General features: G+C 66.2%; 11 protein-coding genes. 2 read left to right on the top strand and 9 right to left on the bottom strand.

Annotated elements, in window-relative coordinates; all coding sequences use genetic code 11:
- Positions 1 to 6: 6 nt before the first annotated feature.
- A complete protein-coding gene (locus ABD017_RS05920) occupies positions 7 to 3,483 on the bottom strand; it encodes a hybrid sensor histidine kinase/response regulator (protein ID WP_343881154.1) in 3,477 nt (1,158 codons plus the stop codon).
- A 150-nt stretch (positions 3,484 to 3,633) separates the two neighbouring features.
- Here ABD017_RS05920 and ABD017_RS05915 point away from each other — a divergent pair, with 150 nt between their 5' ends.
- Together ABD017_RS05915 and ABD017_RS05910 are read left to right on the top strand one after the other, a co-directional pair.
- Positions 3,634 to 4,281 carry a 4'-phosphopantetheinyl transferase family protein gene (locus ABD017_RS05915; protein ID WP_343881152.1) on the top strand — a complete coding sequence of 216 codons (648 nt, stop codon included), beginning with the start codon at positions 3,634 to 3,636 and terminating at the stop codon, positions 4,279 to 4,281.
- Positions 4,282 to 4,347: 66 nt separating this feature from the next.
- Positions 4,348 to 5,097 carry a pyridoxine 5'-phosphate synthase gene (locus tag ABD017_RS05910; protein ID WP_343881150.1) on the top strand — a complete coding sequence of 250 codons (750 nt, stop codon included), beginning with the start codon at positions 4,348 to 4,350 and terminating at the stop codon, positions 5,095 to 5,097.
- A 124-nt stretch (positions 5,098 to 5,221) separates the two neighbouring features.
- Here the strand turns inward: ABD017_RS05910 and ABD017_RS05905 are convergent, their stop codons facing one another.
- The 8 genes from ABD017_RS05905 to dnaN form a co-directional block, all read right to left on the bottom strand.
- Positions 5,222 to 5,626, bottom strand: coding sequence for an ExbD/TolR family protein (locus ABD017_RS05905; RefSeq protein ID WP_343881148.1), 405 nt, complete (start codon positions 5,624 to 5,626; stop codon positions 5,222 to 5,224).
- 4 nt (positions 5,627 to 5,630) lie between these two features.
- Positions 5,631 to 6,047, bottom strand: a complete 417-nt coding sequence (locus ABD017_RS05900; RefSeq protein ID WP_343881146.1) for an ExbD/TolR family protein — start codon at positions 6,045 to 6,047, stop codon at positions 5,631 to 5,633.
- 11 nt (positions 6,048 to 6,058) lie between these two features.
- Positions 6,059 to 6,784 (bottom strand): MotA/TolQ/ExbB proton channel family protein, encoded by a 726-nt coding sequence (locus tag ABD017_RS05895; protein ID WP_343882188.1) that lies wholly within the window; start codon positions 6,782 to 6,784, stop codon positions 6,059 to 6,061.
- A 98-nt stretch (positions 6,785 to 6,882) separates the two neighbouring features.
- The gene (locus ABD017_RS05890; protein ID WP_343881144.1) at positions 6,883 to 7,542 is read right to left on the bottom strand and encodes an energy transducer TonB; all 660 of its coding nucleotides are present in this window, start codon (positions 7,540 to 7,542) and stop codon (positions 6,883 to 6,885) included.
- A 196-nt stretch (positions 7,543 to 7,738) separates the two neighbouring features.
- Positions 7,739 to 9,034, bottom strand: a complete 1,296-nt coding sequence (locus tag ABD017_RS05885; protein WP_343881142.1) for a tetratricopeptide repeat protein — start codon at positions 9,032 to 9,034, stop codon at positions 7,739 to 7,741.
- A gap of 224 nt (positions 9,035 to 9,258) precedes the next feature.
- Complete coding sequence (gene gyrB, locus ABD017_RS05880) at positions 9,259 to 11,691, bottom strand: DNA topoisomerase (ATP-hydrolyzing) subunit B (protein WP_343881139.1); 2,433 nt, start codon at positions 11,689 to 11,691, stop codon at positions 9,259 to 9,261.
- Positions 11,692 to 11,781: 90 nt separating this feature from the next.
- Positions 11,782 to 12,861, bottom strand: a complete 1,080-nt coding sequence (gene recF, locus ABD017_RS05875; protein ID WP_343881137.1) for a DNA replication/repair protein RecF — start codon at positions 12,859 to 12,861, stop codon at positions 11,782 to 11,784.
- Between the two features lie 85 nt (positions 12,862 to 12,946).
- On the bottom strand, positions 12,947 to 14,047 hold the full coding sequence (dnaN, locus tag ABD017_RS05870; RefSeq protein ID WP_343881135.1) for a DNA polymerase III subunit beta: 1,101 nt from the start codon (positions 14,045 to 14,047) through the stop codon (positions 12,947 to 12,949).
- Positions 14,048 to 14,143: the final 96 nt, after the last annotated feature.

The raw sequence follows: 14,143 nt of genomic DNA, 5'->3' as shown, positions 1-14,143 counted from the left end.
ACGAACCTAGTCGGATCCGCTTGCCTGGGGCCGCAACGGCGACGCCAGCAACGCGCGCAGGGCCGCCGGCTTGACCGGCTTGTGCAATAGCGGATAGCCCAGCCGGCGCGCCCGCTGCTTCAGCTCGTTGCTGCCGTCGGCGGTGATGATCGCGGCGGCGGGCATCGCGGCGACGCAGGCACGCAGCTGGTCCAGCGCCTGCAGGCCGTCGATGTCGTCGGCGAGATGGAAGTCGGCCAGGATCAGGTCGACCGGCCCGCGCTGCAGTTCCGCGCAAGCCTGATCCACGTCCACCGCGGTGCGGCAATCCACGCCCCAGCGACCGAGCAGCGCACGCATGCCATCGAGGATGGCTTCATCGTTGTCCAGGCACAGCACGGTCAGCGGCAGGCGCGCATCCGGCCCGCTGTGCAGGGCCTTGTGCCGCCGCGCCGCCACCGGCTCGTTGCGCGGCACGGTGACCGCAAAACAGCTGCCACGACCCGGCTGCGAGTGGAGGTCGAGGCGGTGGCCAAGAATGCCGGCCAGGCGATCGCAGATCGACAAGCCCAGGCCCAGCCCCTTCTCGCCCCACGGCGAGAGCTGATCCAGCCGCTGGAACTCATCGAAGATGAGGGCGCGCTGTTCCGTCGCGATGCCGGGGCCGGAATCCCACACTTCGATCCGCACCTCGTCACCGATCCGCCGGGCACCCAGCAACACGCCACCCTGGCGCGTATAGCGCAACGCGTTGGAGAGAAAATTCTGCAGGATGCGCCGCAGCAGCTGCGGATCGCTGCGCACCGCCAGGCGGGTGGCTGCCACCCGCAGGCGGAGGCCGCGCTGTTCGGCCACCACGGCGAATTGGGCGTTCAACGACTCGAACAGTTCCGCCAGCGCGAAACCCGTCACGTCGGGCTTGTAGCTGCCGGTGTCCAGCCGCGAGGTATCGAGCAGCGCGTCGAGCAGGTCTTCGGCGGAGCGGAACGAGGCATCGATGCGCTCCGCCAGCTGGCTCGCCTCGGCGTCCAGCCCCGGATGCTGGCGCAGCGCCGAGGTGAACAGCCGCGCCGCGTTGAGCGGCTGCAGCAGGTCGTGGCTGGCCGCCGCCAGGAACCGGGTCTTGGAAACGTTGGCGGCCTCTGCCGCGCGGCGGGCATGCGCCGTGGCCGCCAGCGATTCGGAGAGCTCGGCGGTGCGTTGTTCCACCCGCAGCTCCAGGGTTTCGTTGGCTTCGATCAGGGCCTGCTCGGCATGCTTGTACGCCGTGACGTCGGTATACGTGGTGACGTAGCCGCCGCCCGGCAGGGCCCGCCCGCGCATCTCGATCACGGTGCCGTCGGGGCGCACGCGCTGGAACAGGTGCGACGAGCCGGCGCACATGTGGTCGATGCGCCTGGCCACATGGCCGTCCACTTCGCCGGGCCCGCATTCGCCCAGTTCGGCGTTGCGGCGAATGAGCTCCGCCACCGGCACACCGACATGGACCATGCCGTCGGGGTAGTCGAAGAGTTCCAGATAGCGGCGGTTCCAAGCCACCAGCCGCATGTTCGCATCCACTACGCTGATGCCCTGCGACACGTTCTCCAGCGTGGTGGAAAGCAGCTCGCGGTTGAAGCGCAGCTCCTGCGATGCCTCGTCCATCAGCGCCATCGACTCGGCCAGATCCAGGCCGCTGCCGGACAGGGCGCCGATCAGGATGCGGCGTGCGTTGGCCGCGCCCACCGCCGACGCCAGCAGCCGCTCGGTGTACTGGATCAGCGCCCGATCGGCCACCTCGCCCACCAGCAAGGGGCGTTCGCGCCGCGCCGCGTAATCGTCGAACGCGCGACGGGTGGTGCGCTCGCCCACGATGCGTTCGGCGATCGTGCGCAGATCGCCCACCACCACGCGGCCACGCCAGTCGCCAGGCCCGCCGCGGCCGGCCGGATCGGCGTCGATGAACACCGCCGCGTGCAGGCGCTCCTCCAGGCTGGGCCGAAAGCGCAGCGACACGAACACCAGGCAGCCCACGTTCAGCAGCAGCGACCAGAACGTGCCGTGCATCACCGGGTCCCAGCCGGTGAGCTGGAACAACCCTTGCGGGCGCAACCAGCCCAGGCCGAGCGGGCCATGCTGCAGCCACGCCCCCGAGCGGCTCAGGGCCGGCAGCAGCAAGGTGTAGCCCCACACCGCGAAACCGCCAAGCAGGCCGGTGACCACGCCGCGACGGCTGGCGCCGCGCCAGTACAGCGCGGCGATCAGCGCGGGCGCGAATTGCGCCACCGCGGCGAACGCCAGCAAACCCGTGGCCGCCAGGTTTTCCGCATTGGCCGCCAGCCGATAGTAGACATAGGCCATCAACGCCAACGCCACGATGGCCACGCGGCGCACGGCCAGCACCAGTTGCGACAGGTCGTCGCGTTGCTCCAGGCGCAGGCGGCGGATGCGCAGCAGGGCGGGCATCACCAGGTCGTTGCTGATCATGATCGACAGCGCCACCGAGGCCACGATGACCATGCCGGTGGCGGCGGAAAACCCGCCGATGAAAGCCAGCAGCGCCATGCCCCTGTCGCCGTGCGCCAGGGGCAGCGTAAGCACCCAGGCATCGGCGGCGCCGTCACGCACGACAGGCATGTGCATGCCCGCGGCCACGATGGGCAGCACCGCCGCGCTGATGATGGCCAGGTAGATCGGCACCATCCAGCGCGCGCGCTTCAGGTCATCGACCTCCTCGCACTCCACCACGCCGATCTGGAACTGGCGCGGCAGGCAGAACATCGCGCAGAACGCCAGCATGGTCTTGGCCAGGAACCCCGACGAAAACCCCTGATCGAGCTGTTCCACCGGCAGGTGGATGCTCGCCAGCAGGCCCGGGCCGCGCCACAGCGCGTAACCGGCCAGGGCCACGAACGCCACCAGCTTGATCAGCGACTCCAGCGCGATCGCCAGCATCATGCCGTGGTGGTGTTCGGTGGCGTCGATGCTGCGCGTGCCGAACAGGATCGCGAACACCGCCAGCAGGATGGCGCACCAGAGCGCACTGTCGACGCCACCGGCCAGTGGCGACGCCAGCGGCTGCCCACCGAGCACCCCGTAGGACATCGCCACGGCCTTGAACTGCAGCGCGATGTAGGGAACCACCGCGGTGACCGCGATCACCGCCACCAGGGCCGCCAGTCCGTGCGACTTGCCGAAGCGGGCGCCGATAAAGTCGGCGATCGAGGTGATGTTGCGCTGGCCGACGATGCGCACGATGCGCCGCAACAGGCCGAAGCCGAACACGAAGAGCAGGATCGGCCCCAGGTAGATGGGCAGGTAGCCAAGGCCGTCGCGCGCCGCCGTGCCCACCGCGCCGTAGAACGTCCATGACGAGCAGTACACCGCCAGCGCCAGGCTGTAGACCACCGGGCGCAGCTTCGGCTGGCGCGGATAGAGCGGCCGCCGGTCGCCCGCGTAGGCGACCACGAAAAGCACGCCCACGTACAGCAGCGAGACCAGCAGCAGCAGCCAACCCTGGATCAAGACCCCTCTCCGGCAAGCGGACGACGTTGCCCGGTTCCACGCGGCGCGGTGATGCCGATGGCGCGACTGGCAATGCGGCATCGTCCGCCAGCGGGCGCTTCGCACGTCGCGCTTGTCCGCCGCCGCCGCGCGCGCCACCATGGCGCGATGATGCAACCCATCGTGCACCCGTCCCGGCTGGCCAACGTAGCAGAGCCCCTGCGCGATGACGAGATCCACGTATGGATGCTTCCCTACGATCGGGCCGAGCGACGCAGGCCACTGCTCGCGCTGCTTGCCGCCTACCTGGCGATCGAGCCCTCCGGCGTGATGCTGCGCGAAGGTCCCTACGGCCGCCCGGCACTGGCGCCCAGCCACCGCAGCACGCTGGATTTCAACTGGTCGCACAGCGGCGACCACGCGCTGGTTGCCCTGGCCCACGGCATCGCGCCGGGCGTCGACATCGAGCGCCAGCGGCCGCGACCCAACGCGCTCGAGGTGGCGCGCCGGTTCTTCAGCAGCGACGAGGTGACCCTGATCGCCGACGCGCCATCCACGCGGCGGGCCCAGGTGTTCCTGGACCTATGGACGGCCAAAGAGGCCTTGCTGAAGGCCCACGGCCGGGGCTTGGCGTTCGGGCTTGACCGGCTGAGCGTGGTGGCGGGGCCAGCATCGCTCGCGCTGCGCCGCTTTGACGGCGAGGACCTGGACCACTGGCAACTGCAGCGGCTGGCCCTGGGCCACGGGTTCGCCGGCGCTCTGGCCTGGCGCGGCGCGGCGCGCCAGGTGCGCCTCGGGCGGCTTGCCAGCATCGCCTGATTGGTGCACTGTTTTCGGCCACGACAGCGGGCCTGCTCCGTCCGGCCCGGCCACCATCGGCACGCCATGACCCTGCTCAGCGTCAATCTCAACAAGATCGCGGTGCTGCGCAATTCGCGCGGCGATACCGAGCCCGACATCTGCCGGGCGGCACGTACCTGCATCGAGGCGGGCTGCGGGGGAATCACCGTGCACCCGCGGCCGGACCTGCGGCACGTGCGCCCCGACGACGTGCGTGCGCTGGCCGCCGTACTGCGGGGCCGCGTCGAGTACAACATCGAGGGCAACCCGTTCGCCGCGCCGCGTGGCGCCTACCCCGGCCTGATCGCGCTGGCACGCGAGGTGCGCCCGACCCAAGTCACCCTGGTGCCGGACAGCGACGGCCAGATCACCTCCGATCACGGCTTCGACATCCAGCGCGACCTCGAACGGTTGCGCCCGCTGGTCGCCGAGCTAGGCGAGCTGGGTTGCCGCGTCAGCCTGTTCGTGGACGCGGACAACACCACACGCGCGTTCGAACAGGCGGCCGCGATCGGCGTGCAACGGATCGAAATCTACACCGGGCCCTATGCCAAGGCGTTTGCCGAAGATGCTCCCGGTCCGGCGCTCGAGGCCTGCGTCGCCACGGCACGCTGCGCGCAGCAGGCGGGCCTGGCGGTCAACGCCGGCCACGATCTCAGCCAGGCCAACCTGGGCACGTTCAAGGCGGCCATCCCCGGTCTGGCCGAAGTGTCGATCGGCCATGCGCTGATCGGCGAGGCGCTGTACGAAGGTCTCGCGGTCACCGTTCGCAATTACCTGCAAATCCTGCGCTGAATCGTCGCGGCACGGCGCAGCAAGACCGGTGGCTGCCGGTGCGACGGTCGATCACCATTCCACAAAAACAAAAAACCCCGCCGAAAGCGGGGTTTTCCGTTGACCTCGTGGAAGGTCCGACGAATCAATCGCCTTCGGTAAAGCCGATCTTGACGAGGTTGTAACTCTTTGCGTCGGCCAGCACGCGGGCGACGTACTCGTAGGCCACCGTATCGGCTGCGTTGATCTGGATCTCCGGCTGATTGGTCTGCTGGGCGATCACCGCCAGCTGCGCCTTGAGCCCCAACTCGTCCACCGGCGTGTCGTTCCAGTAGAACGCGCCGCCGGCATCGATCTTCAGCCGAATGGGATCGAGCGGGTTCGGTGGATTGACCACGTTCGGATTCGGCTGCGGCAGATCGACCTTGATCTTGTGGGCGAGCACCGGCGCCGTGATCATGAAGATGATCAACAGCACCAGCATCACGTCGACCAACGGGGTAACGTTGATCTCCGACATCGGTCCACTGGTATTGGTACTGAAAGCCATCTCGTCACTCCTTGCCGGTCGTCATGAACCCGACATGGACCATGCCAGCGTCCTTGGCGTCGCCAAGAACCTTGCGCACAATCTTGTACTCGGTTGCCTTGTCGGCACGGATCTGCAGTTCCGGCTGCGGCGACTTCTGCGCGTTCACCGCAAACTGGGCCCGCAACTCCACTTCCGTGACCGGATGGTCGTTGAAGTACAAGCTGCCATCCTGCTTGACGGCCAGATCCAGCGGCGGCACCGGCATTTCGTCGTCTTTCACCTTCGGATTGGCGGTAGGCAGGTCAATCGTGATGCTGTGCGACATCAGCGGCGCGGTGATCATGAAGATGATCAGGAGAACCAACATTACGTCGACGAGCGGCGTAACGTTGATTTCCGACATCGGCCCGCCGTTGTTGCCACCGGTACTCATGCCCATGGGTCAATCCCTCACTTCTGGCTTTCGACGCGCGAACCGGTGGCGAAGAAGTCATGAAGGTCGTGCGCGAATTCGTCGAAACGAGCGTAGGTCAGACGGTTCGAGCGGTTGAAGAAGTTGAACGCGAACAGCGCCGGGATAGCCGCGAACAGACCGAAGGCGGTCATGATCAGCGCTTCACCGACGGGACCTGCCACGGCGTTCATCGACGCGTTGCCGGTGGCGGCGATGCCGATCAACGCGTGGTAGATGCCCCACACGGTACCGAGCAGACCGACGAACGGCGCCGCCGAGCCCACCGTGGCGAGCAGGGTGAGACCAGCTTCCAGGCGAAGGCTCTCGCGAGCCACGGCCTGGCGCAGGGCGCGGTCGATGAATTCCGAGCGGCTCAGCGACTCGGCCAGGCGACCCGGCGCACCGGCAACCGACTGCTGGTGATGGGCCACCGCGGAAGCGGCGTCCAGCGCGATCTTCGAGAACGGTTCGCCCTTGGGCTGGGCTTCCAGCTCGCGGATGGCGTCCTGGGTGGAGGCGTTGCCCCAGAAATCGTTGATCACCTTGTCGGCACGCGAACGCACCATGGCGTTGCGGATGCCGTTGGCAATGATGAAGTACCAGGAAAGGAACGACATCACGACCAGCGTGATGAAAACCACCCAACCAAGCCAGTCGAAGTTCTGTGCCAGGTTGGCGAAGCCCATCTGTTTCATGGCTTCGGCGTTGGTGTTGCCACCCATGACGGGAGTGGCATCGGACGGTGCAGGAGTCTGTAGGAACATAACGCTACCCTAGGGAAGTCAAGCGTGAACTGTGAATGCAATCGGGAACATCCCGATTACATCTGATTGAGATTGAAGTTGACGGGAACGCGGGCGTACCCCTCGACCTTCTGTCCGTTTCGTACTGTGGGATTGAAGCGCCAGCGCCGTGCTGCATCCATCGCCGCACGATCGAGCTCATGGTAACCGCTGGATTTGTCGACCTTGATGTCCTTCGGCGAACCATCCACGCCCACCAGGATCATCAACACTACCGTGCCCTCATGCCGCATGCGGATCGCCTGTGGCGGGTACCGGGGCTGAATACGGCTGTTGTAGCTCAGATCCTGGCTGGCCGTGATCTCGGTCGGCGGCGCCGGCGGTGCCGGTGGTGCCGGCGGCGGTGCCTGCACGGCCATCTGCGACGGCTCTTCCACGGCCGGCGGCGGAGCCGGCGGCGGCGGTGTCGGCGGCGGCACGACCTGCTTGATGATCTTCGGTGGCGGCTGTTTCGGCGGTTCCGGCGGCGGCGGCGGCGGCGGTGGCGGCGGCGGCGGCGGCGGGATGAAACTTACCTGGACGATGTGTTCCTTGGCTTTCTGTTCTTTCTGATGGGGCGCCATGGGCGCGATCAGCAACAGGAACGCAAATGCGTGCAGCCCGATGGCCACCGCCAACGCCCAGGTGCGTTTCCAACTGAATGGTTCACGCCCGTTTTCTTCGTTACTAGAGGCCATCTGTCAACTTTCTGAAGCTAGTCAATCGGAGTGGACGTGCCGCAGCGCATGGGTCGAGTCTTGCCCTTCCGGACAGTACTCGCCGCTGGGGATACGCGGGGAAGAATTTTCAACGGTACAACAGCCTGAGGCATTTGTATAGCACCCGTGAACACCAGATGGACGTCCATCTGAATCACGGGTTCGCAGGGCTGTTCTACTTGCTTACACCGGCGGATTTGAGCCACGCCTTGGCCTTCTCCGCCGTTTCCGGCTGCTGCGCCGCCTGCTTCATGGCGGCGATGGCCGCCGGCTTGTTCTTGAGGGCGCGTTCGGTCTCGGCCAGCAGCATGTACGCCGTGCCCTTGTGCTTCACGCCCTTCTGGATCGCCTGCTCCAGCAACGGCTTGGCCTGGCTGAACTTGTTGTCCACCATCAGCAGGTGTGCGGCGCGCAGGGCGGATTCGCCATCGGTGGCCTGCGGCAGCGCCAGGTTGTAGGCGGCGATGGCCTTGGCCGAGTTGCCGGCCATTTCGTAGGCCTGGCCCATGAGCTTGTAGGTCTCGCCGTTGCCGGCGATCGTGTGCTTGTCGATGCCGTCCTGGAGCACCTGCGCCGCCTTCGCCGCGTCCGGTGCCGGGTCGTTGCTGCTCTGCGCCTGCAGCAGGTACAGCTTGGCCAGCGTCATGTTGTCCTTTTCCGTGGTCAAGGTGCCCGCGGCGCGCGCTTTCTCCAGCAGCTGGATCGCCTCGCCGTATTTCTCGGCGTTGACCAGCACCGACACGGCATTGTTGCGGGCCTCCGGATCGTTCGGATTGGCGGCGAGCTGTTCCTGCGCCAGCTTCATCGCCTGGTCCTTCTGGCCGCTCTGCGCGTAGCTGGCCATCAGGATCTGGTTCCAGGTGTCCTTGGGTTCGTCGGTCAGCGATTTGGCCTTCTGGATGGCGGCGATCGCCTCGGGGTACTTCTCCAGCCGGTAATAGGCGTTGCCCTCGAGGGCGTACGAGTCGGCCGTTTCCTTCCGACCCTCGGCGCGCCACTTGGCGATGGTGTCCAGCGCCGCCTGGTACTGCTCGTCGGCAAGCTGGAACTGCGCCAGTTCGTACATCAGCTGGAAATAGGTGTCGTTGGGCATCACGCCGATGTCCAGCGATTTCTGCAAGGTGGCGATGGCGCCCTTGACGTCGCCGTCGTTGTACTTGAGGTTGGCCAGCCCCTGCAGCGCCAGGGCCTGGGCGTACTTGCTCTTGCTGCCGCCCTCGGCAATCGGCCCGAGCACTTCTTCGGCCTTGGCCGTGTCGCCCGCGCCCACCGCGTCGAGGCCCTCGTTGATGGCCTTCTGGTCCTTCTTGCTGGTCAGGTCGAGCTTGGGCGCCTCGCGGGTGGCGTCGGGGTACAGCGCCTCCTTCTTGTCGCCGTCCGACTTGTGCTGGCGCGCCATCAGCGGACTGCTGAACAAGGCCAGCGCGAGCATCGCGCCTGCTAGCGTCCGGAACAGATGAAAGGGCTTCATGACGGTCCTCGTGGTTATGGGGTCCACGCTGCACGCGTGGGGGGGTCGCTGAGCGTAGCGCGCCGCGGCGCGCGGTGACAAGCGTTGATTTATAAAATTAATATTAAGTATATCAATTACTTAGAGATTCTTTGCCGAAAGCCCTGCGGATTGTCCCTATTTTTCCGTGCATATTTCGTCGCGGCGTGCCGAGCCCGGCGTCACATGCGTGAAGGCCGGGCCGGTCAAATGTCCAGGTTGGCCACTTTCAACGCGTTGGTCTCGATGAAGTCGCGCCGCGGCTCCACCGCTTCGCCCATCAGCATGGAAAAGATCTGGTCGGCCGCGATGGCGTCTTCGATGCCGACCTGCAGCATGCGGCGGGTGTCGGGGTTGACGGTGGTGTCCCACAGCTGCTCCGGGTTCATTTCGCCCAGGCCCTTGAAGCGCTGGATGCTGCGGCCTTTCTTCGCCTCGTCCAGGAGCCAGTTGCGCGCGTCGACGAAATTGAGCACGCCACGCGACGCGTTGCCGCGGCGCACGACCGCACCGGGCTGGATCAGGCCGGCGATCTGCTGGCTGATCGCCAGCAGCGGGCGGAACTCGTTGCTGCTGAAGAAGGGCTGCGGCAGGAACCACGTATGGCTGAGGCCGTGCTGTTCCCTCACCACCTCGATCGCGGGTGGTTGATCGTCGTGGCCGGGGCGCAACGCCATGCGGTAATGCGGCTTGCCCAGCCCGCTGGCGGCCAGGCGTTGCGCGGCACCGTCGAGCCACACCTGCATGGCCGCCGCATCGCTCCACAGGGCCGGCTCGATCGGCGGGTGTTCCAGCAGCGCGTCGAGCACGGCCGCGTCGAAGCGGTGGGCCAGCTTGGCGATCTGGTCCTGGGCGTACTGGTAACCGCGCAGCAGTTTCTCCAGCGCTTCGCCGGTGATCGGCGGCGCATCCGGGCTGTAGGTCAGCGAGGCGTTGTCCACCGCGCTGGAGATCAGGTAGTCGTTCAGCGCGCTGTCGTCCTTGATGTACAGCTCCTGCTTGCCCTGCTTCACCTTGTACAGCGGAGGCAGGCCGATGTAGACGTGGCCGCGCTCGATCAGCTCGGGCATCTGGCGGTAAAAGAAGGTCAGCAGCAGGGTGCGGATGTGCGAGCCGTCGACGTCCGCGTCGGTCATCAGGATGATGCGGTGGTAGCGCAATTTGTCCGGGTTGTACTCGTCCTTGCCGATGCCCGTGCCCAGCGCGGTGATCAGCGTGCCCACTTCGGCCGAGGACAGCATGCGGTCGAAGCGCGCCTTTTCCACGTTGAGGATCTTGCCCTTCAGCGGCAGCACGGCCTGGGTCTTGCGGTTGCGGCCCTGCTTGGCCGAGCCGCCGGCGGAATCGCCCTCGACCAGGAACAGTTCGCACAGCGCCGGGTCCTTCTCCTGGCAATCGGCGAGCTTGCCGGGCAGGCCGGCGATGTCCAGCGCGCCCTTGCGGCGAGTCATCTCGCGCGCCTTGCGCGCGGCTTCGCGGGCGCGGGCGGCATCGACCGCCTTGGAGGCGATCGCCCTGGCCTCGTTCGGATGCTCCAGCAGGAATTCGCCCAGCTTCTCGTTGACGGCCTGCTCCACCGCGGTCTTCACCTCGGAGGACACCAGCTTGTCCTTGGTCTGCGAGGAGAACTTCGGATCAGGCACCTTCACCGACAGCACCGCGATCATGCCTTCGCGCATGTCGTCGCCGGACAGAGCCACCTTGGCGTTCTTGGCCAGGCCTTCCTTTTCGATGTAGTTCTGCAGCGAACGGGTCAGCGCCGCGCGAAAACCGGTGAGATGGGTGCCGCCATCGCGCTGCGGGATGTTGTTGGTGAAGCAGAACATGGTCTCGTTGTACGAGTCGGTCCACTGCATGGCCACTTCGACCACGATGCCGTCCTGCTCGGCGGTGAGGCTGATCACGTTCGGATGCAGGGCCGTCTTGAGCTGCGCCAGGTGTTGCACGAACGAGCGGATGCCGCCCTCGTAGGCGAAGGTGTCCGCCCGCCCGTCCCCGCGCTCGTCCTTCAGCTCGATGGTTACGCCGGAGTTGAGGAAGGCCAGCTCGCGCAGCCGCTTGGCCAGGACTTCGTAGTGGAAGTCGATGTTGTTGGTGAACGTCTCCGGGCTGGGCAGGAAGCGCACCGTGGTGCCGCGCCGGTTCGACGGTCCGATTTCCTTCAGCGGGAACAACGGCTCGCCGAGCGAGTATTCCTGCAGGTATTCATGGCCGTCGCGGTGGATGGTCAGCCACAGGTGGTCGCTCAAGGCGTTGACCACGGAAACGCCCACGCCATGCAGGCCGCCGGAGACCTTGTAGGAGTTGGCGTCGAACTTGCCGCCGGCATGCAGCACCGTCATCACCACTTCCGCGGTGGAGCGCCCTTCCTCCGGATGCATGTCCACCGGAATGCCGCGGCCATTGTCGCTGATGCTTACCGAGCCATCTTCGTGAATGGTCACCTCGACCCGGTCGCAGTAGCCCGCCAAGGCCTCGTCGATCGCGTTGTCGACGACCTCGAACACCATGTGGTGCAGTCCGGTGCCATCGTCGGTATCGCCGATGTACATGCCGGGGCGCTTGCGCACCGCCTCAAGGCCCTTGAGTACCTTGATGTTGCTCGAATCGTAGTGGGATTCGTTGAGGGGTTCGTTCATGGGGAGGTCTATCCTGGCGCCATCGACCCGTCCGGCGTGGCGCCGCGCCGCCGGACAAGGGTATGCAATCGGGTGGATGCAACCCCGTGATTATAACAGGCGTGCCACCTGGCCTTGTTCCACATGGAACAGGCGGTGTGGGACGGCCGCAAGCGCGGGCGGCAGTTCCGTACCGGTAAGCAAAACCTGGGCGCCCGCTGCCTGGAGCTCGGCCACCAGCGCCTGCTGATGGGGATGATCCAGCTCGGAGGCCAGGTCGTCGAGGCAGACAACCGGCCATTCGCCCCGCTCTGCCGCAAACAACGCCGCCTGCGCCAGCAGGCTGGCCAGTGCCGCCAGCTTCTCCTGGCCACGCGACAGGTGTTCGCGCAAGGGGGCGTGGGTGAAGGCGAGCGCCCAGTCGGCGCGGTGTGCGCCGACGGTGGTGTGACCCCGCAGGCGGTCGCGTGCACGGCTTTCACCCAGGACATCGGCGAGATCGCTGCCCTCGGGCCAACCGCGCCGATAGCGAAGCTCCACGACCCCGAGCTCCGGCAACAGGTTGCCGGCGCTCTTGGCGAGCATGGGTGTCAATTGTTCAAGATAGCGTTGCCGCTGCGCCTCGATGGTGTGCGCCGCCTGGGCCAGCTCCGCTTCCCATGGCGAGAAGAGCTCGTCAGCGGACGCGGCGGAGCGCAGCAGCGCATTGCGCTGCTTGAGCGCGCGCTGGTAACGACGCCATGTTTCGAGAAAACCTTGTTCCACATGGAACACGCCCCAGTCCAGGTAGCGGCGGCGTTCGTCCGCGGCGCCAGCGATCAGCGCGTGTGACCCAGGCTCGAAACACACCACGGCACACTCGCCCACCAAGGCGCCCAAGGCCGCCTTCTCGCCGTCGATTCTGGCGTCCCATCGCGGCGATCCGGCCCGGCCCAGACCGACCCGGCGTGACCGTCCATCGCCATGCATGAGCTCGGCGAACACCGCGAGCTCGGAAGCGCCACGCTGCAGCAGCGCGTCCCGCGCGCCGCTGCGAAACGAGCGCGCATGCGACAGCAGGAAGGCGGCTTCGAGCATGCTGGTCTTGCCGGCGCCGTTCGGGCCTTCGAACACGTTGATGCCTGGGCCCAGGTCCACCTCCACCTCGGACAGGCAACGCAGCCCCTGGATGCGCAGCCGCTCAAATCGCATGCGGCGACCTCCGCACGAAAAAACGCCGGGCAGTCGCGAGACGCCCGGCGTTTGTCCTCTCCCGCAAAACTGCCGTCATGAAGCGTCAGAGTCGCAGCGGCATGATCACGTGACGGGCCTGTTCGCTCGCTTCCTCCTGCACCAGGCAGCTGGATTGGGCGTCGCGCAGGCTCAGCCGCGCCTTCTCCCCGTCCAGGGCTGCCAGGGCGTCCAGCAGGTAGCCCACGTTGAAGCCGACCGCCAGTTCGGAAACATGGGTGTCGGCCTCCACTTCCTCGACCGCCTCTTCCTGCTCGGGGTTGTGCGCCACGATGCGCAGCTTGCCCGGGGACAGTTCCAGTTTCACGCCGCGGTATTTTTCGTTGGAGAGGATCGCGGCGCGCTGCAGCGCGCCCCGCAGCACCTCGCGGTCCAGCGTCGCGGTCTTGTCGGCGCCCAGCGGGATCACCGCCTCGTAATCCGGGAAACGCCCGTCGATCAGCTTGGAGGTGAACACCACGCCCCCGCGGCGTACGCGCAGGTGGTTGCGGCCGAACTCCAGCTCCACCTCGCCGTCGCCCGATTCCAGCAGGCCGACCAGCTCGTTGACGCCCTTGCGCGGGATGATGATCTGCCGCCGCGTGCTGACCGAACTCTGCAGCTGCGTTTCCTTCATCGCCAATCGGTGGCCATCGGTGGCGACGCAGCGCAGCGTGTGTTCCTGCAGGTCCAGCAGCATGCCGTTGAGGTAATAGCGTACGTCCTGGTTGGCCATCGCGAACGAGGTGTGCTCCATCAGGTCGCGCAGCACCTGCTCGGGCAGGCTCACGGTTTCCACCAACTCGATTTCGTCGACGGTGGGAAATTCGCTGGCCGCCAGCGTGGTGAGCGTGAAACGGCTGCGTCCGGCGTTGAGCGCCACACGGTCGCCGTTGAGTTTCAGGTCGATCTGCGCGCCATCGGGCAGCGCCCGCACGATATCGAAGAGCTTGCGTGCCGGGATCGTGATCTCGCCTTCGGCCAGCTTCTCGGCGGCGGTGGAGGCAATCATCTCCACCTCGAGATCGGTGCCGGTCAACGACACCTTGCCGTCGCCGACCTTGACCAGCAGGTTGGCGAGCACGGGAAGCGTCTGGCGGCGCTCCACAACGCCAATCACCTGCTGCAGCGGCTTGAGCAAGGCTTCTCGCTGGATGCTGAATTGCATGATTTCGCTTCCCCTAGCTTCTGTTCTGTTTTTTTAAAAGAAGTTTAGTTGTTGTAGTTGGCGCCGTGGATAACTTTGATGTCGCCATATTGCCAT

It is taken from the genome of Rhodanobacter caeni, from assembly GCF_039523575.1.
GTDB classification, from domain to species: domain Bacteria; phylum Pseudomonadota; class Gammaproteobacteria; order Xanthomonadales; family Rhodanobacteraceae; genus Rhodanobacter; species Rhodanobacter caeni.
This window is presented reverse-complemented; position numbering and strand designations above follow the sequence as displayed.